The organism is Serratia sp. NA_112.1 (genome assembly GCF_052691715.1).
Genome location: NZ_JBQZFO010000013.1, coordinates 83373 through 107370 on the forward strand (window position 1 = coordinate 83373; position 23998 = coordinate 107370).

The 23998-nt window shown below is 57.2% G+C and carries 20 protein-coding genes; 14 read left to right on the forward strand and 6 right to left on the reverse strand.

The window, feature by feature from the left end; all coding sequences use genetic code 11:
• Positions 1 to 209 precede the first annotated feature (209 nt).
• The 4 genes from ACUTQ5_RS19865 (at position 210) to ACUTQ5_RS19880 (ending at position 5335) form a co-directional block, all read left to right on the forward strand.
• Positions 210 to 929 (forward strand): DUF3053 domain-containing protein, encoded by a 720-nt coding sequence (locus ACUTQ5_RS19865; RefSeq protein WP_445652635.1) that lies wholly within the window; start codon positions 210 to 212, stop codon positions 927 to 929.
• Between the two features lie 548 nt (positions 930 to 1477).
• A complete protein-coding gene (locus tag ACUTQ5_RS19870; protein WP_445652636.1) occupies positions 1478 to 3397 on the forward strand; it encodes a PTS mannitol transporter subunit IICBA in 1920 nt (639 codons plus the stop codon).
• Between the two features lie 58 nt (positions 3398 to 3455).
• Positions 3456 to 4610: a mannitol-1-phosphate 5-dehydrogenase gene (locus ACUTQ5_RS19875; RefSeq protein ID WP_445652637.1), complete on the forward strand. Its 1155-nt coding sequence runs from the start codon at positions 3456 to 3458 to the stop codon at positions 4608 to 4610.
• A gap of 173 nt (positions 4611 to 4783) precedes the next feature.
• A complete protein-coding gene (locus ACUTQ5_RS19880; RefSeq protein ID WP_012004547.1) occupies positions 4784 to 5335 on the forward strand; it encodes an MltR family transcriptional regulator in 552 nt (183 codons plus the stop codon).
• Here ACUTQ5_RS19880 and ACUTQ5_RS19885 read toward each other — a convergent pair.
• On the reverse strand, positions 5332 to 5940 hold the full coding sequence (locus ACUTQ5_RS19885) for a LysE family translocator (RefSeq protein WP_445652638.1): 609 nt from the start codon (positions 5938 to 5940) through the stop codon (positions 5332 to 5334). The genes ACUTQ5_RS19880 and ACUTQ5_RS19885 overlap by 4 nt on opposite strands.
• A gap of 140 nt (positions 5941 to 6080) precedes the next feature.
• Between ACUTQ5_RS19885 and ACUTQ5_RS19890 the strand changes: the two genes are divergently transcribed.
• Positions 6081 to 7547, forward strand: coding sequence for an aminotransferase-like domain-containing protein (locus tag ACUTQ5_RS19890; protein ID WP_445652639.1), 1467 nt, complete (start codon positions 6081 to 6083; stop codon positions 7545 to 7547).
• Between the two features lie 72 nt (positions 7548 to 7619).
• Complete coding sequence (locus ACUTQ5_RS19895; RefSeq protein ID WP_261111514.1) at positions 7620 to 7982, forward strand: YibL family ribosome-associated protein; 363 nt, start codon at positions 7620 to 7622, stop codon at positions 7980 to 7982.
• A 31-nt stretch (positions 7983 to 8013) separates the two neighbouring features.
• On the opposite strand, the gene ACUTQ5_RS19900 is transcribed toward ACUTQ5_RS19895, so the two are convergent.
• The 5 genes from ACUTQ5_RS19900 to fdhD all read right to left on the reverse strand — a co-directional run bounded on the left by ACUTQ5_RS19900 (position 8014) and on the right by fdhD (position 13303).
• Positions 8014 to 8793, reverse strand: coding sequence for a class I SAM-dependent methyltransferase (locus tag ACUTQ5_RS19900; RefSeq protein WP_445652640.1), 780 nt, complete (start codon positions 8791 to 8793; stop codon positions 8014 to 8016).
• Positions 8794 to 8907: 114 nt separating this feature from the next.
• Positions 8908 to 9579 carry a 6-hydroxyaminopurine reductase gene (gene yiiM / locus ACUTQ5_RS19905; RefSeq protein ID WP_445652641.1) on the reverse strand — a complete coding sequence of 224 codons (672 nt, stop codon included), beginning with the start codon at positions 9577 to 9579 and terminating at the stop codon, positions 8908 to 8910.
• Between the two features lie 93 nt (positions 9580 to 9672).
• A complete protein-coding gene (locus tag ACUTQ5_RS19910) occupies positions 9673 to 11601 on the reverse strand; it encodes a methyl-accepting chemotaxis protein (protein WP_445652642.1) in 1929 nt (642 codons plus the stop codon).
• 127 nt (positions 11602 to 11728) lie between these two features.
• Positions 11729 to 12349, reverse strand: a complete 621-nt coding sequence (sodA, locus tag ACUTQ5_RS19915) for a superoxide dismutase [Mn] (RefSeq protein WP_445652643.1) — start codon at positions 12347 to 12349, stop codon at positions 11729 to 11731.
• Between the two features lie 126 nt (positions 12350 to 12475).
• The gene (gene fdhD, locus ACUTQ5_RS19920) at positions 12476 to 13303 is read right to left on the reverse strand and encodes a formate dehydrogenase accessory sulfurtransferase FdhD (protein WP_445652644.1); all 828 of its coding nucleotides are present in this window, start codon (positions 13301 to 13303) and stop codon (positions 12476 to 12478) included.
• A 144-nt stretch (positions 13304 to 13447) separates the two neighbouring features.
• Between fdhD and fdnG the strand changes: the two genes are divergently transcribed.
• The 8 genes from fdnG (at position 13448) to selB (ending at position 23938) form a co-directional block, all read left to right on the forward strand.
• Positions 13448 to 16495, forward strand: coding sequence for a formate dehydrogenase-N subunit alpha (gene fdnG / locus ACUTQ5_RS19925; protein ID WP_445652645.1), 3048 nt, complete (start codon positions 13448 to 13450; stop codon positions 16493 to 16495).
• A gap of 12 nt (positions 16496 to 16507) precedes the next feature.
• The gene (fdxH, locus tag ACUTQ5_RS19930) at positions 16508 to 17407 is read left to right on the forward strand and encodes a formate dehydrogenase subunit beta (RefSeq protein ID WP_135314605.1); all 900 of its coding nucleotides are present in this window, start codon (positions 16508 to 16510) and stop codon (positions 17405 to 17407) included.
• Positions 17404 to 18039: a formate dehydrogenase cytochrome b556 subunit gene (gene fdoI / locus ACUTQ5_RS19935; protein WP_445652646.1), complete on the forward strand. Its 636-nt coding sequence runs from the start codon at positions 17404 to 17406 to the stop codon at positions 18037 to 18039. Before fdxH ends, fdoI begins: the two co-directional genes overlap by 4 nt.
• Positions 18039 to 18968, forward strand: coding sequence for a formate dehydrogenase accessory protein FdhE (gene fdhE, locus ACUTQ5_RS19940; RefSeq protein WP_445652647.1), 930 nt, complete (start codon positions 18039 to 18041; stop codon positions 18966 to 18968). The genes fdoI and fdhE overlap by 1 nt, the downstream gene beginning before the upstream one ends.
• 233 nt (positions 18969 to 19201) lie before the next feature.
• Entirely contained in the window at positions 19202 to 19849 is a 648-nt protein-coding gene (locus ACUTQ5_RS19945) for a DcrB-related protein (RefSeq protein ID WP_445652648.1), read from the forward strand.
• Positions 19850 to 19883: 34 nt separating this feature from the next.
• On the forward strand, positions 19884 to 20489 hold the full coding sequence (locus ACUTQ5_RS19950; RefSeq protein WP_261092910.1) for a glutathione S-transferase: 606 nt from the start codon (positions 19884 to 19886) through the stop codon (positions 20487 to 20489).
• A gap of 219 nt (positions 20490 to 20708) precedes the next feature.
• A complete protein-coding gene (gene selA, locus ACUTQ5_RS19955) occupies positions 20709 to 22100 on the forward strand; it encodes an L-seryl-tRNA(Sec) selenium transferase (protein WP_445652649.1) in 1392 nt (463 codons plus the stop codon).
• Complete coding sequence (gene selB / locus ACUTQ5_RS19960; protein ID WP_445652650.1) at positions 22097 to 23938, forward strand: selenocysteine-specific translation elongation factor; 1842 nt, start codon at positions 22097 to 22099, stop codon at positions 23936 to 23938. The genes selA and selB overlap by 4 nt, the downstream gene beginning before the upstream one ends.
• Positions 23939 to 23998: the final 60 nt, after the last annotated feature.

A 23998-nucleotide genomic window follows, 5' to 3' on the forward strand; every position in this document is an offset into this window, starting at 1 on the left:
GGGGGGTAGGGCTTGATTTCTTCGCTCTCAAATCATGTTCGACCTGGTTTCAGGTATCGCTATTACTTCCCTTTCACCGAAGAATAAGCCCCGAAAGGTGAATCGCGTATCGGATCGCACTCAGTTGATCTATTCTTATAGGTGCAGGGAGTGCAGCAAAAGGGACGGAGTCCGATGAAAAAGCAGGTTTATAACAGGAGTTATGTCACATGGCGGTAGGGATCCAGAGCAGAAATTTCGCGCGTTGGTTGGCCCCGGTATTGGCATTGTTGGTGGTCATGCAGCTGACTGCTTGCGGCGATAAAGAGCCGGAACAACGCAAGGCGTTTATAGATTACATACAGAACACGGTGATGCGCAGCGGCGCGAAAATCCCGACGCTGAGCGAAGATCAGAAACAGAAGTTCGGCAACTATGCTGGTGATTACGCTATTTTGGTCGGTTTTTCACAGCAGTTGTCCAAATCACTGGATGCCAGCCTGACGCCGGCGCTGGATCAAATTAACCAGATCCGCACCGCACAGGACTACATGAGCAAGCGCGATTCGCTGCAGCAATCCGTTGGGGCGCTGAACCTACTGGGGCAGCAGATCCAGTCGGCCAAGTCGCAGGCGGATACCGCCCGGGCAGCGCTGAAGCAACCTGACGATCTGAAAGCCGTGTATAACCAGGCCTACGACAAAATTGTCACCGGGCCGGCCAATGCGTTGATGCCGGTTATTCCAGCTACCGCCAGTTTCGTTCAGGATCTGGTGCAGGTTGGGGATTTCCTGCGTACACAGGGTAATCAGGTGAGCTTTAACAATAACGGCGTGCAATTGCGTACTTCCCAGCAGGCAACGCAGTACAACACCATGATGTCGAATCTGGTCGCCAAGCAGCAGGATTTACTGAACGCACAGAAAACCGTCTCAAGCGTCACCCAGTAATAGTAGAAAGGCAGAGGCTGGTATCTCGGCTTCTGCCTTTCTGTTCCAAGAATTCCCGCCCAGTCTTTCCAATCACTTGCTCACTTCTTGCGCGTCGCTTCTGTACTACACTTCAATCAATCATCTTTTTCCGATATGTAGTTTTCTTTCATTCATCGCACTGCTATTTCCCGACGGGATGAATGCTCACAGGGAAGAACACCTCCAGACCAGGATTCGGTAACCATCAATAAATAAATTGTGATTAATGTCACAATTTAAAAACAAACACGCAATGTAAAAACGTGTTCATAATCGCATTTTATTGGGATTTCAGGGCGAATCTTGCTCGTTGTATTTTTTCTACACCGATTAAATGTGATTCAGATCACTATAAGTGCCCATTGAGTGGGGTGGTATTGGTGATCTGAATCACAAAAAACTCGTGAAGTTCGCACAGTAAAAACAGCGTGATAGAGTCCATTTCGCGTACAGCCACAACACAGCTGGATCGTAACAACAATAATCACGCGCTCTATTGTCAGCGCGTAACAATAGGGGTGTGTTTTATGTTTTCACCAGACATCAAAGTCAAAGTTCAGAACTTTGGCCGCTTCTTAAGCAACATGGTGATGCCCAACATTGGCGCATTTATCGCCTGGGGTATCATCACCGCGCTATTCATTCCTACCGGTTGGCTGCCGAACGAAACCTTAGCCAAGTTGGTTGGCCCAATGATCACTTACCTGCTGCCGCTGCTGATCGGTTTCACCGGTGGCCGCTTGGTGGGGGGCGAGCGCGGCGGCGTGGTCGGTGCGATCACTACCATGGGTGTGATTGTCGGTGCCGACATGCCAATGTTCCTCGGTGCGATGATTGCCGGTCCGCTGGGCGGCTGGGCGATCAAGCATTTTGACCGCTGGGTAGACGGCAAGATCAAAAGCGGTTTTGAGATGTTGGTGAACAACTTCTCCGCTGGCATTATCGGTATGCTGCTGGCCATTCTGTCGTTTATGGCGATTGGTCCGCTGGTAGAAGGGTTGTCGCATATCCTGGCTGCCGGTGTAAATATCATGGTGACCAACAACCTGTTGCCGCTGGCGTCCATCTTCGTGGAACCGGCGAAAATCCTGTTCCTGAATAACGCGATTAACCACGGCATCTTCTCACCGCTGGGCATTCAGCAGGCGACAGAAACCGGCAAATCCATCTTCTTCCTGATCGAAGCCAACCCAGGCCCGGGTTTGGGCGTGCTGATGGCCTACATGTTCTTTGGCCGCGGCAGTGCCAAGCAGTCTGCCGGTGGTGCGGCGATCATCCACTTCTTCGGTGGTATCCACGAAATCTACTTCCCGTACGTGCTGATGAACCCACGCCTGCTGTTGGCGGTGATCCTGGGTGGCATGACCGGGGTATTCACCTTGACCCTGTTGAATGGCGGTTTGGTTTCACCGGCTTCACCGGGTTCGATTCTGGCGGTGCTGGCGATGACGCCGAAGGGCGCTTATTTCGCCAACCTGGCGGCTATCGGTGCGGCATTTGTGGTGTCATTCGTGGTCGCCAGCTTCCTGCTGAAGACCTCAAAAGTGAAAGAAGAGGACGGCCTGATCGATGCCACTCGCCGTATGCAAGAAATGAAGTCGCAGTCTAAAGGCGGCGCGGCGGCTCATGCAGCGGTCGATGGCGACCTGACCACGGTACGTAAAATCATCGTTGCCTGCGATGCCGGCATGGGTTCCAGTGCGATGGGGGCCGGGGTGCTGCGCAAAAAAGTGGCGGATGCCGGGCTGAAAAATATCTCGGTGACCAACAGCGCCATCAATAGCCTGCCGGACGATGTTGATCTGGTGATTACTCACCGCGATCTGACCGAACGAGCGATGCGCCATGCGCCACAGGCTCAGCATATCTCGCTGACCAACTTCCTCGACAGCAAGCTGTACAGCGATCTGACCGAGCGTCTGGTGGCGGCCAACAAAACCACCGATAACCAACAGAAAGTCATCAGCCGGCTTGACGATAGCTTTGAAGCGAGCGAGCAAAACCTGTTCAGACTCAGCGAAAGTAACGTGTTCCTTAACCTGCAGGCCAGCGACAAGGAACAGGCGATCCGCTTTGCCGGTGAGCAACTGGTCAAGGGCGGCTACGTCGAGCCGGAATACGTTCCTGCAATGCTGGAGCGCGAAAAACTGACCTCCACCTATCTGGGCGAGTCGATCGCCGTGCCGCACGGCACCATCGAAGCCAAAGACCGGGTACTGCGCACCGGCGTGGTGTTCTGCCAATACCCGCAGGGCGTACGTTTCGGTGATGAAGAGGACGAGGTAGCTCGGCTGGTCATCGGTATTGCCGCACGCAATAACGAACATATCCAGGTGATCACCAGCCTGACCAACGCGTTGGATGACGAGGGCGTCATCGAACGACTGGCGCATACCACCAATGTGCAGGAAGTGCTGGATCTGCTGGGCGGCAAAAAACGCGGATAACGGAATCATTTTAAGGGGTGCAGCTTGCTGCACCCTTCGACATTAGAAAGGTAGGAATATGAAAGCATTACATTTCGGTGCGGGGAATATTGGCCGTGGTTTTATCGGCAAGCTACTGGCGGACGCGCAGGCCGAACTGACCTTTGCCGACGTTAACCAGACGGTGCTGGACCTGCTCAGCAGCCGTAAAAGCTACCAGGTCAACGTGGTCGGTGAGCAGGCCCGGGTCGAGCAGGTCAACAATGTCAGCGCAGTGAATAGCGGCAGTGAAGAGGCGGTTGCGCTGATCGCCGAAGCGGATGTCGTGACCACCGCCGTGGGCCCACAGATCCTGGCTAAGATTGCTGGGACTATCGCCAAAGGGTTAATCAAACGTCGTCAGCAAGGCAACAGCCAACCGCTGAACATCATCGCCTGCGAGAACATGGTGCGTGGCACCAGCCAGTTAAAGCAGCACGTGTTCGATGTGTTGCCGCAGGAAGATCAGGCATGGGTCGAACAGCATGTTGGCTTCGTTGATTCGGCGGTTGACCGCATTGTACCGCCGACGGAAGCGGGCAGCAGCGATCCGCTGGAAGTGACGGTTGAAACCTTCAGCGAGTGGATTGTCGATCAAACCCAGTTCAAGGGCCAGCCACCGGCAATCGCCGGCATGGAGCTGACCGATAACCTGATGGCGTTTGTTGAGCGTAAGTTGTTCACGCTCAATACCGGCCATGCGATTACCGCTTATCTTGGCCAACAGGCCGGCCTGCTGACCATCCGCGATGCCATTCTCGACCCGGCGATCCGCCGTGTGGTGAAAGGTGCGATGGAAGAGAGCGGTGCAGTGCTGATCAAACGCTACGGTTTTGACGCCGCCAAGCATGCCGCTTACATTGAAAAAATCCTCAGCCGCTTTGAAAACCCCTATCTGCACGATGACGTGGAGCGTGTGGGCCGTCAGCCACTGCGTAAGCTGAGCGCTGGCGATCGCCTGATCAAGCCGCTGCTCGGCACGCTGGAATACGGTCTGCCGCATGACAATCTGATCCAGGGTATTGCCGCCGCCATGAGCTACCGCAGCGAGCAGGATCCGCAGGCCAAAGAGCTGGTGGAACTGCTGGCCAAACTGGGGCCAAAAGCGGCGCTGGCGCAAATTTCCGGCCTGCCGGCGGAAAGTGAGGTTGTAGAACAGGCCATTGCTGTGTATAACGCCATGCAGCGCCAATAGGCTATTTTACTTGCCATTTTACGGTTGGGCAGAGCTCGAATTCCTCACGTACTACGTGTACGCTCCGGATTCTGCGCGCTGTCCGCCCGCAAACTGGCTGCGACAATAACGCCTATGGTATTAAATTAGTGGCCAATACAGCATACCCCTCCCACGCCATTCGAAAAGCGACGATGGAAGAAGCACAGGCATTTGAAAATAAGGTTCTGGAACGGCTGAACGCAGGCAAGACGGTGCGCAGTTTTCTGATCGCGGCGGTAGAGCTGCTGGCGGAAGCGCTGAACGTTCTGGTGGTGCAGGTGTTCCGCAAAGATGACTATGCGGTGAAGTATGCCGTCGAACCGCTATTGTCCGGCGCCGGTCCATTGGGTGAGCTGTCGGTACGCCTGAAGCTGATGTATGGGCTGGGGGTGATCTCACGTCACGAATACGAAGACGCCGAACTGCTGATGGCGATGCGTGAAGAACTGAACCACGACGGGGCGGAATACCGTTTTGTCGATGATGAAATCCTCGGGCCGTTCGGTGAACTGCATTGCGTGGCTGCGCTGCCGCCGGTACCGACCTTCCTGCAGCCCGGCGAAGCGGAAGAATCGCTGATCGCCATGCAGCGTCAGCGATACCAACAGGTGTTACGTTCCACTATGGTGCTGTCGGTCACCGATCTGATCGCCGGCATCGGTGCCAAGCAACCGTCCCGGCTTTCCCCGCTTGGCCGCAATTAAGCAAAGGCCGCGCGCCACTCGTCGAATAACAGCCACAGTGCCGTGGCTGCCATCAAGCCCGCCATGACGCCGTTAAACAACCGCAGTTTCCAGGTCACGCGTAGCGCATCACGCAGCCGATCGCCCAATATCGCCCACACCAGTACGCAAGGAATGTTCAGGGCGGTGAAACCGGCAATGATCATCAGCGTATGGCCAAGGCTGGCCCCTTCACGCGGGGTGAACAGAATGGCGACGTTAATCGCCATCAGCCAGGCTTTGGGATTCACCGCCTGAAACAGCGCGCCGTTGAGCAAGCGCATCGGCTGTGCCTGCTGTTTGGCATCCGGCGAGGTTGCCTGGAACAGCTTCCACGACAACCACAGTAAATAGGCACAGCCAATCACCGCCAGCGGGAAACGTATCGCTCCGGCCCAACTCAGCACCAGCGCCAGCAGGCTAGTGGTCAGGGCCAACTGTACCCCACAACCCAGGCTGATGCCGAACACCATCGGCATGGTGCGGCGCAGACCAAAATTGACCCCGGACGAGGCCAGCAGCAGGTTGTTGGGGCCGGGGGTGATCGACATCACCGTGACATAACTGATAAAGGCGGAGTCCAGCATAATGGGTTCCTTACAAGGGCTGAGAAGCAAGGGAACCAGCATAAAACCTACAGGCAGATGGTGACAGAACCAAAAACCCGCTATTGTCATGGATACAGTTGTATCAAATTTAAACTGTACCCATTGCCTGGAGACAAACTGTGACCTTGCTCGATGAAATGCCGGAAACGCGCTACCAGCAGCTGGCGGATACGCTGGCAGAAGCCATACGCCGTGGCACGTTGCTACCCGGCAGCCGTTTACCTTCGGTGCGCCGTTGCGCGCAAAGCCATAGCGTCAGTATCAATACCGTGGTGGCGGCTTACCGCACCCTGGAAGATCGCGGGCTGATAGAGGCACGGCCACAGTCCGGTTTTTATGTCTGCAACACCTTGCCGGCGCTGAAAGCTGCTTCGCCGACCAGCAACCGGATAGAGCCACCGGCAGATGACGTACTGGCGTTGATCGACACGGTGTTCGCCGCCCAGCAAAACCCGGCATTCACCAATCTTTCGCTGGCCTGCCCACAGACTTCTGATTTCTATCCCGGTGGCAAGTTGGGGCGGATGCTTTCGTCGCAGTTACGCCGTCAGCCGAATTTAATCGGTCAATATGCGCTACCGCCCGGTAGCCTGCGGCTGCGACAGCAGGTAGCCCGTCGTTCGATGACGCTGGGCATGCTGCTGGAACCCGGCGATATCACGTTGACTCATGGCTGCATGGAGGCGCTGCAACTGGCGCTGCGCGTGACCACCAAACCGGGCGATTGTATTGGCCTGGAGTCACCGACCTATTTTTATCTGCTGCCGCTGCTGGCCAGCCTGGGGCTGAAGGCGTTGGAAATTCCTACCGATCCGCAGCACGGGCTGTCGCTGGATGCGCTGGAGCTGTTGCTCAATGAAAAGCGACTGAACGCAGTAATCGCCATGCCGACGGTGCAAAACCCGTTGGGTTGCACCATGCCGCAGGCGGCGAAAAAACGTTTGGCGCGGTTGATGAACGATCACCAGGTACCTCTGATAGAAGATGGGTTGTACGCAGAACTGCAATTCGGCGGTGCGCTGTCCCCGGCGGTAAAATCTTTCGATCGCGACGGTTGGGTGTTGTTTTGTTCGAGCTTTACCAAGACCCTGGCACCGGACTTTCGCATCGGTTGGATCAGTGGGGGGCGCTTTAACGAGGCGTTGCGCAAGCTGAAGGCGGTGTCGTCGATGTCCGAGTCGCAGTTGCTGTCGGAAACTCTGGCGATGTTTCTGGAAACCGGTGGATACGATCACCATCTGCGCAACCTGCGTAAACGCTACGCCGCTCAGGTGGATGAGGCACGGGCGCTGATTGCGCGTCACTTCCCACGTGGCACCCGGGCGACACAACCCGCGGGCGGATTCGTGTTTTGGGTGGAGTTCCCGGTCGGGGTCGACAGCGTGGCGTTGTTCCACCAGATGCTGGAGGAACAAATTTGCCTGACACCGGGCACGCTGTATTCCCCCAGTGGCCGCTATCGTAACGCGTTGCGGCTTTCCTGCTGCTACCCGTTTAATGCCCGTTACAGCCAGGCACTGGCGCGTGTTGGTGCCAAAGCCTGCGAGATGAGCGGCTTGCCACCGGGCATCGCGCAAGACGAGTAACCACGCGCGCATTTTGCTACAATGTGGACATCATTGATTAGCGTGCCGTATCGGCACAACAGGCCAGAAACCATGAAAGAAATAGAAAAGGCAGAGATCAAGCGCCTTAGCGACCTGCTGGACGCCCTCAAGCACAAAGACACCCTGATTATCCAACAGGGTAATCTTGACCTGATTGCTCAGCACACCAAAGAAAAAGAGAAGATGGCAGCGGAGATCGAGCGCCTGAAAGGCGTGCGCGTTGAGAAGCTGAGCGCCGAAGCGCAAAAGCTGAGCAAACTGCCGTTCAATCGTGAAATCACCAAGAAAGAGCAGGCGGATATGGGCACGTTGAAGAAAAACGTGCGCGGCCTGATCGTGGTGCACCCGATGACCGCACTGGGCCGTGAAATGGGCCTGAAAGTGGTCACCGGCTACGCCAGAAAAGCTTTCTGATTGCTGGGGCGCCTTTTGTGGCGCCCGGTTTTCATCGCTTGGTGGTGAAATACACCTTGGTCTGATAGGGCACTGTCACCGTATTCTTGCCCTGCAATTCCCCTTCCTCTGCCACCAACTGCCGAATCTGTTCGATCACCTGTTCCTGCTGCTCGTGCGGCAAGGCGGCGATAAAGCTGGTGGAGCGCACCCGGTTATAAATCACATCTTCTATTGCGCCCTGGTGGCCGAGCATAAACACCTGTTCCTGCAGCGGTTCTAATCCTTTGGACGGGAAAAGTTTACGCCATTCACCGGTGTAGAAACGCGGCGCGTCGCCTTCATGGCGGTCGACAATCTGATTGAGTTTACGCACCCAACTCACGCGCGCATCGCGCATGTTCCACACCAGGCCAAGTTTGCCGCCGGGCTTGAGGATGCGCTGGATTTCGGCCAAAGCCTGCTGCGTGGCAAACCAGTGGAAGGACTGCGCGCAAACTACCGCGTCGACCGACTCATCCGGCAATGGGATAGATTCCGCGGTGCCTGCCAATGTTTTCACCTGCGGCAGCGCCGCCGACAGCTTTTCCAGCATTTGGGCCACGGGTTCGACGGCGATCACCTGCGCACCGGTTTCCAGCAGGCGAGGGGTGAACTTGCCGGTGCCGGCACCGAGATCGAGAGCCGTCATACCGGCGTGCAGGCCGATGGTGTCGCGCAGCCAGGTCGCTATCTCCGGCGGATAATCCGGACGCCCTTTAACGTAACGATCGGCGTTGGCCTGGTAGCCTTCGGCTGCTGCAGGGTGAATCGAATGAGACGGGGTGTTCATAACTTTGCTCCTGCCTGAATGAGGTTGCCGGAACAACCGACGCTGAACAGTATAGGCCGGTGAAAAAGTTAAGCGCTGTAGGCAGCGTCAGGTTTTATTTTCCACCGGTCTGTTTTAGCGGCCCAGCAAGCGGCGATTAAAGTCTTCGAGACGTCCTTCGCTGATGCGCGTCAGCATGGTTTTGCTCCAGCTGGCAGACAGCCCGGCCACCGCCAGCAGGCGACGATACTGCTCTTCATCAAATGGCATATGCCAGGCGATGCCAATGGCTTCGGCGACCGAGACATCACTGTTGCGCGTCATCAGTTCCAGCGGGTGATCGCCGCTGACCTTGCCGGCAGATACCACGCGGTACAGCCAGCCGCAGCGGCCGCTTTGCTGCATCAGCACCGAGATCTCATCGATAGCAAAATGGTAGTTGAGCTTGAAGCAGGGAGAACGCGGCTGGGTGACCTGGATCAGCGCTTTGCCCCAGCGGAAGATATCGCCCATAAACACGTTATGTTCGGTCAGCCCGAGGGTAGAAATGTTCTCGCCAAAAGCGGGCGCGCTGAACTTTTCCGCTTGTGCCGGGAACTGTTCACGCCAGTGGTCATAATGTTCACGTGGATAGTGACACAGCGCACGGTCCGGCCCGCCGTGATAACTTTTCTCTGCCTGTTCATCGCCTTCCAGGCCGAGCGGGGTCAGCTTGACGGCACCGTCCACCAGGCGTTTGGCAATGCCGCTGGGCCGCCCGCCTTCGTAGGGTTGGATAGTGCCGATGTAAACCTCTGGGTGATGCATATGCGCCTCCTTGTCCCGCGTCGAAGGCCCAGCATAGCCCGAGTTGGCCGCGGGGAACAATAACCCGCCCGAGAGGTTTCGGGCGGGATAGGGTCAGAAGGTGGTCCAGTTGTCTTGCCCGGCGGTTTGGCTGGCCGGTTGTTTGCCGCTCGGGGTTTTGACTGCGACGGCTTTCGCGGCGACAGGCGCAGAATGTTCCGTCAGGCGGAAGACCGAGACGCTCTGCAACAGCATTTCTGCCTGTTCCTCCAGCGAGTCGGCGGCGGCGGCGGATTCTTCCACCAGTGCGGCGTTCTGCTGGGTGGTGTGGTCCATTTCGACAATTGCCTGGCCGATCTGGGCGATGCCGCGGGTCTGTTCGTCGGAGGCCGCGGCGATTTCCGCCATGATGTCACGCACGTGGGTGACCGACAGAACGATTTGCTCCATGGTGTTGCCGGTGTTTTCCACCAGTGTGGTACCGGTCTGTACCCGGTTGACCGACTCGGCAATCAGCCCTTCGATTTCTTTTGCTGCCTGGGCACTGCGTTGTGCCAGATTGCGCACCTCGCTGGCGACCACCGAGAAGCCACGGCCCTGTTCGCCGGCACGCGCAGCTTCCACTGCCGCGTTCAGCGCCAGAATGTTGGTCTGGAAGGCAATACCGTTGATCAGGGTCGTAATTTCGGCGATCCGCTGCGAACTGCTGGAAATATCGCGCATGGTGCTGACCACGCTTTCCACCAGCTTGCCGCCCTGCTGGGCAGTCTGCGAGGCGTCGGTAGCCAACTGATTAGCATGATGGGCGTTTTCGGCGTTTTGTTTCACCGTCGCGGTTAACTGTTCCATACTGGCAGCCGTTTCTTCAACCGCCGCCGCCTGCTGCTCGGTGCGGGAGGACAGATCAGTATTGCCAGCGGCAATTTCTGACGAGGCGGTCGAAACCTGACTGACCCCCAGTTGGATCTTCTCAATCATATCGCGCAGATTCTGGCTCATTGCCGCCACGGCGTTCAGCAACTGCCCCAGTTCGTCGCGGCGGTCGCTGGTCTGCGCTTGGCGCAGATCGCCGTTGGCGATACGTTCTGCCATCGCCAGTGTGTTATGCAGTGGGCGGGTGATCTGCAGCGTGATGCGCCAAGCGATCAGCACCCCAGCGATGATGGCTATCAAGGTGGTGATACCCATCTGCAACTGCGCTAGATTGATGTCGTGGCGGGTCTGCGCCAGTTCGTCCAGCATAAAGGCGTTCACCAGTTCGCCGATCTGTTGTGCGCTTCCGCTGAGCTCTTGGCTGAGCTGCTGTTCATGCTGATAGGCGGGTAGATAGGCCGCGATACGTTTTTTGTAATTGTCGAGTGTAGTCAGTAGCGGTTGCAACTGAGGGCGCTGTGCTTCACTGACCCGGCGATTCAACGCGTTGGCTGCGTTGCGCGCCTCGTCGATAGTGGTCATCAACGAGGTTTCGGTTTCCTTATTCAGGTTCAAGAGCAGACCGCGGGAACCGTAGTGTATCTGGGTCAGTTTTTGATTTAGCTGGATGAAAGCAAGTTGAAGTTCACCGTTGTTTAACTGGCGCTCTACTTGATCCAGGCTGGCCTGGACCTCTGACATATTCCAACTCTGGCGCACGGCGTCTTTCGCTGCCACGGCCTGTTCAAAGGCTGTTTGCTGCTGCTGATATTCGTCGATCAGCGTGATTAGTCGTTGCAGATCTTTGTGGCTCTGCGGGTCCCAGTCCAGCTCCTGCCCCTGACCGATCAGTTTGACAGCGTTCTTGATGTTAGTGCGGTTGTTCTGTAGATACTCTGTCTTGTAGGTTTGGCTGAACATGGCGCGGTTGTACTTGGCCTGGTTGATCTCCTCTTTCAAATGGTTGCTGAAATCGATGCGAGCGGAACGGGATTTGATGATGTGCAGATATTGCACGCCGGTGCCAGCGATGACCGTGGACAGCAGCAGCAGCAGTGCGAAACCGAGACCGAGTTTTTTACCCACGGTGAGATGAACAAACTTTCCTGCCAATGTTTTCAATGCCGCCATAATGATTTTCCTTTCCTTTGGGCGAACGTCAATTGAATAAACCATCGGCAAAGAACGGTCAAACTTTAGCGAATTTTGGTCAAAAAAATACCCGCACGAAGCGGGTATCTTCATTTTTGGGGGCGAATTACTTCTTCGCCGCGAAGCGTGCTGCGGCTTCATCCCAGTTAACCACGTTCCAGAATGCCTTGATGTAGTCTGGACGTTTGTTTTGATATTTCAGGTAGTAAGCGTGTTCCCACACGTCCAGGCCCACGATTGGGAAGCCTGAAGCGCCGGCAACGGCTTCGCCCATCAGCGGGCTGTCCTGGTTAGCGGTAGACACTACAGCCAGTTTGTCGCCTTTCAGTACCAGCCAGGCCCAACCTGAACCGAAGCGGGTCGCTGCGGCTTTCTCGAACTCTTCCTGGAATTTCTCAACGCTGCCGAAATCACGTTCGATAGCCGCTTTCAGGGAGCCACCCAGAGTGGTGCCGATTTTCAGGCCTTTCCAGAACAGGCTGTGGTTAGCGTGGCCGCCGGCGTTGTTACGCATGAAGGTTCGCTTGTCAGCAGGCACTTTATCCAGATCCTGGATCAGGTCTTCAACGCTGTATTGAGCCAGCTCTGGGTAAGCTTCCAGCACGGTGTTGGCGTTGTTAACATAAGTCTGGTGATGTTTGGTGTGATGGATTTCCATCGTCTGCTTGTCGAAATGCGGTTCCAGTGCGTCGTAGGCGTACGGCAGGGATGGCAGTGAGTAACTCATAATCATCATCTCCAAGGGTATAGGGCGGCGCATTATGTGAGCACCGCGTAAGCAGTCGGATCATTATAGTTATTTAAATGATATTGAAAATGATTATCAATGCCCTACTTATATTGTGGTCTTTGGTTAATCCACAATGCGCTGCGGGTGGGTAAACACCGTGGCACGGCCGGGTTTGCTGAAGCCGACCAACGTCAGGTTGCTGCGCTCGGCGATTTCCACTGCCAGTGACGTGGCGGCAGAAACCACAAACAGGATCTCGACGCCGCACATGGCGGATTTTTGCACCATTTCATAGCTGGCGCGGCTGGAAACCAGGATTGCTCCCTGTTGCCAGTCTTGTTTTGCCCGCACGCCGAGCAGCTTGTCGAGCGCCACGTGGCGTCCTACGTCTTCACAGCCCCCCAGCAGTTCCCCCTGTGGTGAGATCCAACTGGCGGCGTGGGTGCAACCGGTGAGCTGGCCGACGCTCTGCACCTGCTTTAGCTGCTCCAGCGCGTGATCGAGGTTGGTGAGGGAAAAGGTTTGGGTAAACGGCAATGCAGGCAGCGGGCGAAAAATATCCGCCAACTGTTCGATACCGCACACGCCGCAGCCGGTGCGGCCTGCCATGGCACGGCGGCGCTCTTTCAAACCGGCAAAGCGACGGCTGGAAAGCTCAATTTTCACCTCCAGTCCGTTACAAGTTTGGTTAATCTCTATACTGTAAATATCGCGCGGTGACTCGATGATGCCTTCAGACAGGGAAAAGCCCAGGGCGAAGGCCTCCAGATCTTTGGGGGTGCACATCATCACCACGTGAGAAATGCCGTTATAGACCAGCGCGACCGGCACTTCTTCCGCCAGCCAATCCTGCTGTGCGGTGGCGAGTTGCCCGCGTTGATACACCTGAGACCGGGTCACCCCTGTGAGCAAGGTTTCATTGATATGTTGGTCTGGGTTTATATTGTTCACTTAAGTGGCACCTGTTTGTAACACCCACAAATACGCTGTGGTAATATTGCCGCGTAAAAACAACAGTAATTTTAGCGCTTCCCGCTTCCAGGGGGAAAGCGCCATTTGAAACAATGTGACAATCGCAAGTGAAAGGAGACCCCCATGCAGGTCAGCAGAAGGCAGTTCTTTAAGATCTGCGCTGGCGGTATGGCAGGGACGACGGTAGCTGCTCTGGGCTTTGCCCCGGAAGTGGCGTTAGCGGAAACCCGGCAGTACAAACTGCTGCGCGCCCGTGAAACCCGTAATACCTGTACGTATTGTTCCGTCGGCTGTGGGCTGTTGATGTACAGCCTTGGTGATGGCGCCAAAAACGCCAAAGAAAGCATTTTCCACATTGAAGGCGACCCGGATCACCCGGTCAACCGCGGCGCGCTTTGCCCGAAAGGCGCAGGTTTGGTCGACTTCATCCATAGTGAAAGCCGCCTTCAGTATCCGGAGTACCGCGCGCCAGGTTCCGACAAGTGGCAGCGCCTGAGCTGGGACGACGCCTTCACCCGCATCGCCAAGCTGATGAAGGAAGATCGTGACGCCAACTTCGTTAAAACCAACGAACAGGGCGTGACCGTCAACCGCTGGCTGAGCACCGGCATGCTGTGTGCCTCTGCTTCCAGTAACGAAACCGGTTATTTAACGCAAAAATTTAGTCGCGCTCTCGGCATGCTTGCCGTAGACAACCAAGCACGTGTCTGACACGGACCAACGGTAGCAAGTCTTGCTCCAACATTTGGTCGCGGTGCGATGACCAACCACTGGGTTGATATCAAGAACGCGAATCTGATTATCGTCATGGGCGGTAATGCGGCGGAAGCGCATCCGGTAGGATTCCGCTGGGCGATGGAAGCCAAAATACACAATAAAGCCAAGTTGATCGTCATCGATCCGCGCTTTACCCGTACCGCATCGGTGGCAGATTTCTACACGCCGATCCGTTCCGGCACCGACATTGCCTTCCTGTCGGGCGTGTTGCTGTACCTGATGACCAACGACAAGATTAACCACGAATACGTCCACGCCTACACCAACGCCAGCCTGCTGGTGCGGGAAGACTTTACCTTTGAAGACGGCCTGTTCAGCGGTTATGACGCGGAAAACCGCAAGTACGATAAAACCACCTGGAACTACCAGTTCGATGAAAACGGCTTCGCCAAGCGCGATCTGACACTGCAGGACCCGCGTTGCGTGTGGAACCTGCTCAAACAGCACGTCAGCCGCTATACGCCGGAGGTGGTAAACAATATCTGCGGTACGCCAACCGAAGACTTCATCAAGGTGTGCGAATACATCGCCGAAACCTGTGTGGCGGATAAAACCGCGTCGTTCCTGTACGCCCTGGGTTGGACTCAGCACTCGGTCGGCGCGCAGAACATCCGCACCATGGCGATGATCCAGCTGTTGCTCGGTAACATGGGCATGGCGGGCGGCGGCGTCAACGCGCTGCGCGGCCACTCCAACATTCAGGGGCTGACCGACCTGGGCCTGCTGTCGCAGAGCCTGCCGGGCTATATGACGCTGCCGTCGGAGAAACAGACCGATATCGACACCTACCTGAAAGCCAATACGCCGAAGGCGCTGCTGCCGGGCCAGGTGAACTACTGGAGCAACTACCCGAAATTCTTCGTCAGCATGATGAAGAGCTTCTACGGCGACAAGGCGCAGAAGGAAAACGGCTGGGGCTTCGACTGGCTGCCGAAGTGGGACAAAGGCTACGATGTGCTGCAGTACTTCGAGCTGATGTCACAAGGCAAGGTCAACGGTTACTTCTGTCAGGGCTTTAACCCGGTGGCGTCGTTCCCGAACAAGAACAAGGTGGTGGCCTCGCTGTCAAAACTGAAGTTCCTGGTGACCATTGATCCGCTCAATACCGAAACCTCCAACTTCTGGCAGAACCACGGCGAGTTCAACGACGTTGATCCGTCGAAGATTCAGACCGAGGTGTTCCGCCTGCCGTCCACCTGCTTCGCTGAAGAGAACGGTTCAATCGTCAACTCCGGGCGCTGGTTGCAGTGGCACTGGAAGGGCGCTGATGCTCCGGGTGAAGCGATGAACGACGGGGAAATCCTGGCGGGTATCTTTATCCGTCTGCGTGAGATGTACGCGCGTGAAGGGGGGGCGGTACCTGAACAGGTGCTGAACATGACCTGGGATTATCTGACGCCGGAAAATCCTGCTTCTGAAGAAGTGGCGATGGAAAGCAACGGCAAGGCGTTGGCGGATGTTCTCGACGCCGACGGCAAAGTGCTGGCGAAAAAAGGTGAGCAACTCAGCACCTTTGCCCACCTGCGTGACGACGGTACGACGGCCAGCGGCTGTTGGATCTTCGCCGGTAGCTGGACACAGGCCGGTAACCAGATGGCGCGGCGCGATAACGCCGATCCTTCCGGTCTCGGCAATACGCTGGGTTGGGCCTGGGCCTGGCCGCTCAACCGCCGCATCCTGTACAACCGTGCTTCTGCCGATCCACAGGGCAAGCCCTGGGATCCAAAACGTCAGTTGCTGGAGTGGGACGGCACCAAGTGGGGCGGGGTGGATATTCCGGACTACAGCGCCGCCGCACCGGGCAGTGACGTGGGGCCATTCATCATGCAGCCGGAAGGCATGGGCCGCCTGTTTGCCACCGATAAAATGGCCGAAGGGCCGTTCCCGGAACACTACGAGCCGTTTGAAACGCCGCTCGGTACCAACCCGCTGCACCCGAACGTGGTTTCCAACCCGGCGGCCAGGGTGTTCAAGGACGATCTGGCAGCAATGGGCACTTCCGACAAGTTCCCGTACGTTGGGACAACTTACCGGTTGACCGAGCATTTCCACTACTGGACCAAGCACGCGATACTCAACGCTATCGCACAGCCGGAGCAGTTTGTGGAGATTGGCGAGAAGCTGGCGGCGAAAAAAGGCATTCAGCATGGCGATACGGTGAAGGTCAGCTCCAACCGCGGCTTTATCAAGGCCAAGGCAGTGGTGACCAAGCGTATCCGTACCCTGCAGGTGCACGGCCAGGAGGTCGACACCATAGGTATCCCGATCCACTGGGGTTACGAAGGGGTGGCGAAGAAAGGCTTTATTGCCAATACGCTGACGCCGTTTGTCGGTGATGCCAATACGCAAACGCCAGAGTTCAAGGCGTTCCTGGTCAACGTGGAAAAGGTGTAACGGAGACGAATTATGGCAATGCAATCTCAGGACATCATTCGTAAATCCGCCACCAATGGTTTCACGCCGGCGCCGCGCGCCCGTGACCACCAGGAGGAAGTGGCCAAACTGATCGATGTCACCACCTGTATCGGCTGCAAGGCTTGTCAGGTGGCCTGTTCCGAATGGAACGACATCCGCGATGAAATCGGTCACAACGTCGGGGTGTACGATAACCCCGCCGATCTGACCGCCAAGTCGTGGACGGTGATGCGCTTTTCCGAAGTTGAGGAGAACGGCAAGCTGGAGTGGCTGATCCGCAAGGACGGCTGCATGCACTGCGCCGATCCGGGCTGCCTGAAGGCCTGCCCGTCGGAAGGGGCCATCATCCAGTACGCCAACGGCATCGTCGATTTCCAGTCTGAACACTGCATCGGCTGCGGTTACTGCATCGCCGGTTGCCCGTTCGATGTGCCGCGCATGAACAAGGACGACAACCGGGTGTACAAGTGCACCCTGTGCGTCGATCGGGTTGATGTCGGCCAGGAACCGGCCTGTGTGAAGACCTGTCCGACCGGGGCCATCCATTTCGGCACCAAGGACGCCATGAAGGAGATCGCCGCCGAGCGCGTCAGCGAGCTGAACACCCGAGGTTATCAGAACGCCGGTCTGTACGATCCGGCGGGCGTGGGCGGCACCCACGTGATGTATGTGCTGCACCATGCCGACAAGCCGCAGCTCTATCACGGTTTGCCGGATAACCCGACCATCAGCCCGGCAGTCACGTTCTGGAAAGGCGTGTGGAAACCCCTGGCGGCCATCGGCTTTGCCGCCACCTTTGCAGCGAGCGTGTTCCACTATGTCGGCGTCGGCCCTAATCGCGTCGAAGAGGAAGACAACGACGAACTGCACGATGAGGAGACGCGCAAATGAAGAAGGAAAAGCGTATTCAGCGCTACAGCGCGCCGGAGCGGATTAACCACTGGATTGTGGCGTTCTGCTTTGTGTTCGCCGCCATCAGCGGGTTGGGGTTCTTTTTCCCTTCCTTCAACTGGTTGATGAACATTCTCGGCACGCCGCAGTTGGCGCGCATTCTGCACCCTTTTATCGGGGTGATTATGTTTGTGGCCTTCCTGCTGATGTTCCTGCGCTACTGGAAGCATAACCTGATCAACCGTGAAGACATCGTCTGGGCTAAAAACATCCAAAAAATCGTCATGAACGAAGAAGTGGGTGACACCGGGCGTTATAATTTCGGTCAGAAGTGCGTATTCTGGGCGGCAATCATTAGTCTGGTGCTGTTGCTGGCCAGCGGTGTGGTGATTTGGCGGCCGTACTTTGCGCCGTCCTTCCCGATACCGCTGATCCGTATCGCGTTGCTGGTGCATTCGCTGGCAGGGGTTGGCCTGATTATCGTTATCATGGTGCATATTTACGCCGCGCTGTGGGTAAAAGGCACCATTACCGCGATGGTGGAAGGCTGGGTGCCGGCGGCCTGGGCTAAAAAACATCACCCGCGTTGGTACCGAGAGGTCCGCGAGAAACAACAGGAAGACAAACCCTGATGAGCATCCGCATTGTTCCTAAAGAGCAGTTAGGGGCACAGCGTGAGAAGTCCACAACGGCGGAAACCATCCCGCCGTTACTTTTCGCGAATCTGAAAAGCCTTTACAGCCGCCGTGCTGAACGCCTGCGCAAGCTGGCGACCGACAACCCGCTGGGCGACTACCTGAACTTCGCCGCCCAACTGGCCGAGGCGCAACATCACGCGTTGCACGACAATCCGCTGACGTTGGATCTGACCGAAGCGTTACAACAGGGCGCAGCCAGCGGCAAACCCCCGCTGGATCTGAGCGTTTTTCCGCGCAGTGAACACTGGCACAAACTGCTGGCTTCGCTGATTGCCGAGTTGCGCCCGCAGGCGCCGGAACACATTCTGGCGGTGCTGGATAACCTGGAAAAGGCCTCGTCGCATGAGTTAGAACTGATGGCTCAGGCGTTGCTTAACCAAGAGTTCAGCAAGATTGGCAGCGAGAAAGCGCCGTTTATCTGGGCCGCGCTGTCGCTTTACTGGGCGCAGATGGCAGGTCTTATCCCCGGCAAGGCACGCGCCGAATATGGCGAGCACCGCCAATTCTGCCCGGTGTGCGGCAGTATCCCGGTTTCCAGCGTGGTGCATATCGGCACCGTCAGCGGCCTGCGTTATTTGCACTGCAACCTGTGCGAAAGCGAATGGCACGTGGTGCGAATCAAATGCAGCAACTGTGAGCAGACCCGTGACCTCAACTACTGGTCGCTGGACAGCGAACTGGCGGCAGTGAAAGCGGAAAGCTGCGGTGACTGCGGCACTTACCTGAAGATTTTATATCAGGAGAAAGACCCGCAGGTTGAGGCGGTTGCCGACGATCTGGCCACGCTGGTGCTCGACGCCAAAATGGAAGATGAAGGCTTTGCACGTAGCAGCATCAACCCGTTCCTGTTCCCTGGGGAATGATGGTCTCCGGCTACTGTGCTGCGGCATGTTGACCTTGGGCAGTGCTCGGCCTCCTCACGTACTGCGTGTACGCTCCGGGGCCTGTGCGCTGTCCGCGCTCAAACTGCCGTTGCTCGCTACGTCTCTTGGTAGTGAACAACAATGATTAATTTCGGACTGGGTTTCTGGCATTCGCCGGGGCGACTTGCTACGTTTACGCAATGACGCGCGAAGCGAAAGGAAAGGGACTGACGATGTTGAAGACCATTGCGAAATTCACGGCGGTTGCCGTTTTGGCCATCGGACTGGCGGCCTGTGACAACAAGGACGACACCAAACCGGAAGTGCCGAAGCCGGATACCAAGCCGGTCGTCACGCAACCTGCACCGCCACCGCCGGTGGTGGAGACAAAACCTGCAGCTCCTCCGGGCCTGAAAGTCTCGATGCAAAAGGGCAAGATTACCTTTGAATTGCCATCGGGCTTTAGCGATCAGACCCAGAACAGCGGCATCATCAACGACAGCCAATCCACTATTCAGCGCTTTCTGGACGGCAAATCGCGCCAGAGCACCGTCTCTTCCGAAGTGATCCCGCCAGACGACATGAAGCTCAACAGCAGCGATAAAATGCTGAAAGATCTGACGCAGAGCATCATTACCGAACTGGCCGATCGTTATCAGAATATCCAGACCACCAAAGAAGAGAACTTCACCGTCGGTAAACAGAAATTCCATCGTCTGGATACCGAGCAGAGCATCAACGGGCAGAAGGTGGTATCCACCATCGTGCTGACGGTGTTCAATAAGCGGGTGGTGACGCTGCAAATGTTGTCGCCGGCCAAAACGCCGGAGGCGCACCAGGCACTGGTGCAGCAGATTATCGACACGCTGACGATCAAATAACAACGCTGAGGTTTGCAAGCCGAGGGGAAGACTGATGAAGCTTATTGGCAGTTACACCAGCCCTTTTGTCCGCAAGATTTCCGTGATGCTGTTGGAAAAGGGTATGGCGTTCGAATTCGTTAACGATCCGCCGTATGAGCCGGGCAGCCGGGTGGTGGAGCTAAATCCGCTCGCCAAGGTTCCGGTGCTGGTGGCTGACGACGGTAGCGTCTTTTACGACTCGCGGGTGATCGCCGAATACCTTGAGTTGTTGTCGGTAGCTCCGGCTTTTTTACCTGCCGATCGCGCGGCAGCACTGAGCATACGTCAGGTGGAAGCCCTGGCGGATGGCGTGACAGAGGCCGCCGCCACGCTGTTTCGCGAGAGCAAACGGGCGTCGGACAAACAGGACGAAAACTGGATCCTGCGCCAGCGCGCCAAGCTGACGCACGGGCTGGACGCGCTGGAAAAGTTGGCGCAGGAAAAAAAGCTGTTGAACACCGAAACGCTGACGCTGGCGGACATCGCTACCGGCTGCGCATTGGGCTACCTCAACTTTCGCCGCATCATGCCCAACTGGTGCGTTGAACGACCGGCGTTGATCAAACTGGCCGAACGGCTGTTTGCCCGCGAAAGCTTTGCCCGCACCTCGCCCCCCTGATCTGCTTTCTCTTACCCCGCTGCGGCGGGGTTTAGATTGATGACAAACACCCGAAAAACGTGGTTTTCGGATGTTTGGGGTAAACCAGTAGACATCATTCTTTTGTTTTTATTGGTACTCAAATCATTACGTTAACCACCAAGGCTTGGTCAGCAGTCTTACCCCGCTGCGGCGGGGTTTTGCTTTATGCCGAGACCATTACATTAAAACCGAGCGACCATGAGCACAGAATCCCTGCATCTTTACAGCCAGTTACCCGCCATTGACCGCCTGCTGCGCGATCCCGCTATCGAACCGCTGGTGGCACAACATGGCCAAACGCTGATTAGCGAGCTACTGCGCCAACTGCAATTACAGGCGCGTGAGGCAATTAAACAACATCAACGGTTGCCTGGCTGGTGTGCTGACTGGCCGCAGGCGCTTGGCGTCAGGTTGGCACAACAGCAACGCCCGTCGCTGGCCCCGGTATTCAATCTCAGTGGTACCGTGTTGCACACCAATCTCGGCCGGGCCTTGCTGGCGCAACCGGTGATAGAGGCGGTGACGTGTTCGATGGGCGCGGCGGTGACGCTGGAATACGATCTCGATGGTGCCGGTCGTGGCCATCGCGATCGCGCCGTCGCGGATTTATTGTGTCAACTGACCGGCGCGGAAGACGCCTGCATCGTCAATAACAATGCGGCAGCGGTACTACTGATGCTGGCGGCGATCGCCCCCGGCAAGCAAGTGGTGGTGTCGCGCGGTGAACTGGTGGAAATTGGCGGCGCGTTCCGCATCCCCGATGTGATGCGTCAGGCGGGCTGCCAGTTGGTCGAAGTCGGCACGACCAACCGCACCCATCTAAAGGACTACCGTAACGCAATTAACGAACAGACCGGGTTGCTGATGAAGGTGCATACCAGCAACTACAGCATCCAGGGTTTTACCGCCGCGGTGGAAGAAGCCGAGCTGGCGCGGCTTGGTGCCGAACACGGCCTGCCGACCGCCACTGATCTGGGCAGCGGCTCATTGATTGATATGGCGCAGTACGGCCTGCCGGCCGAACCTATGCCGCAGCGGCTGCTGGCTGCCGGGGTGGATCTGGTGACCTTCTCCGGTGACAAATTGTTGGGCGGCCCACAGGCCGGCATCATTGTCGGTAAAAAGGCGCTGATCGCCAGGTTGCAGCAGCATCCTTTAAAGCGTGCGCTGCGCGTCGGCAAGCTGACGCTGGCAGCGCTGGAGGCCACGCTGCGCCTTTATCAACAACCTGAATTGTTGGCGGAGCAACTGCCGACGCTGCGGTTGCTCACTCGCCCACAGCAGGCCATGCAGTATGCCGCCGAGCGACTGTTACAGGCGTTGACGCCGCAGTTTGCCGGGCATTTCCAGTTGCGTGCCGAGCCGTGCTGGTCGCAGATCGGTAGCGGTTCATTGCCGGTGGATCGGCTGCCCAGCTATGCATTGACCTTTACGCCGCAGGACGGTCGCGGCGCGACTTTGGAGGCACTGGCGGAACGCTGGCGCCGTCTGCCGCAACCGGTGATTGGTCGCATTAACGACGGCAGGCTGTGGCTGGATCTACGCTGTCTGGAGCAGGAAAACGCATTGATTGAGGCGCTGAGCGCATGATTATCGCTACCGCCGGCCATGTCGATCATGGCAAAACCACCCTGCTGCAGGCGATTACCGGGATTAATGCCGATCGGCTGCCGGAAGAAAAACGCCGCGGCATGACCATAGATCTGGGCTATGCCTACTGGCCGCAGCCGGATGGCCGGGTGCTGGGTTTTATCGACGTGCCCGGTCATGAAAAATTCCTCGCCAATATGCTGGCAGGCGTTGGCGGCATTGACCATGCGCTGCTGGTGGTGGCCTGTGACGACGGCGTGATGGCGCAAACCCGCGAGCACCTGGCCATCCTGCGGTTAAGTGGTCGGCCGGCGCTGACTGTGGCGCTGACCAAGGCCGATCGGGTGGATGAGGAACGCATTGAAGAGGTACGACGCCAGCTAAGTGACGAGCTGGCGCACCAGGGGTGGCATCAGGTGCCGATGTTCGTCACCGGAGCGCTACAGGCGCGGGGGATCGATGCATTGCGTGCGCACCTGTTGGCGTTGCAGTCAAACGAACATGCGTTAAGCCGTCGCTTCCGTCTGGCGGTGGATCGCGCGTTCATCGTAAAAGGTGCGGGTCTGGTGGTGACCGGTACCGCGCTGGGCGGGCAGGTGGCGGTGGGTGACTCGCTGTGGCTGACCGGTGCCGATACTCCGGTGCGGGTACGCGGCCTGCACGCGCAAAACCAGCAGGTTGAGCAGGCGCAGGCCGGGCAGCGTATCGCGTTGAATATCAGCGGTGACGTCAGTAAAGAGCAGGTGGCGCGCGGTGACTGGCTGCTGGCACAAAAGCCGCTGGCCGCTGCCGAGCGCATTTTGGTTGCGTTGGATGCTGACCAACCGATAAAACATTGGCAACCGCTGCATCTGCATCATGCCGCCAGCCATATCACCGGGCGAATTTCGCTGCTCAATGAGGGGCTGGCAGAGCTACTCCTCGATCGTCCACTGTGGCTGGCGGAAAACGACCGGCTGGTGCTGCGGGATATTGGCGCTCGCCAAACGCTGGGCGGTGCCAGAGTACTGAGTTTGACCACCCCGAAGCGAGGCAAGCGCCAACCTGAGTATCTGACCTGGCTGGCGGCGCTGGCACAGGCCGACGATGACCGGCAAGTGTTGGCGTTGCATCTGCCTAATGGCGCACTGGATCTGGCCGCTTTTTCCTGGGCCCGGCAACTGACCGCAGGCGAATTGGCAGCGCTGTTGGCGGGCTGTGAGTTGCTGATTGCCGGCGATATGGCGCTGGCGCAGGAGAATGCACAGCAGGGCCAACAGCGTTTATTGCAGGTATTGGCCGAGTATCACCAGCAGCATGCCGATCAGCTCGGCCTGGGGCGGGCACGCCTACGGCGCATGGCTTTGCCTCAGCTTGCTGAACCGCTGGTATTTATGATGATCGATCGGCTGCTGGCCGAGGGGTTGATAAACAATACCCGGGGTTGGTTGCACCTGCCGGAGCACGGTCTGGCGTTCAGTGCCGAAGAACTGACCCTGTGGGACAGTATTGAGCCGCGGTTTGGCGACGAGGCATGGTGGGTACGCGATTTGGCGAGCGAATTGGGCGAAGACGAGGCCCGGATACGGGCGACATTGCGTAAAGCGGCACAGTTGGGGCATGTCACGGCAGTAGTGGTGGATCGTTATTACCTAAGTCGACGTATTGAACAGTTCGCGGCACTGATCCGCGAGCTTGATGTGGAGCAGGGCAGCGCCAATGCCGCCGATTTTCGCGATCGGCTCGGTGTGGGCCGCAAGCTGGCGATCCAGGTGCTGGAGTTCTTCGACCGCAGCGGTTTCACCCGCCGCAAGGGCAACCAGCATCTGCTGCGCGATGGCGGGCTGTTTGGCCGTTGATGGTGATACGCTAAAGCGGGGCGTTAGCCTAATGCTTGTCAGTTAACGTTTTTCTGAAGG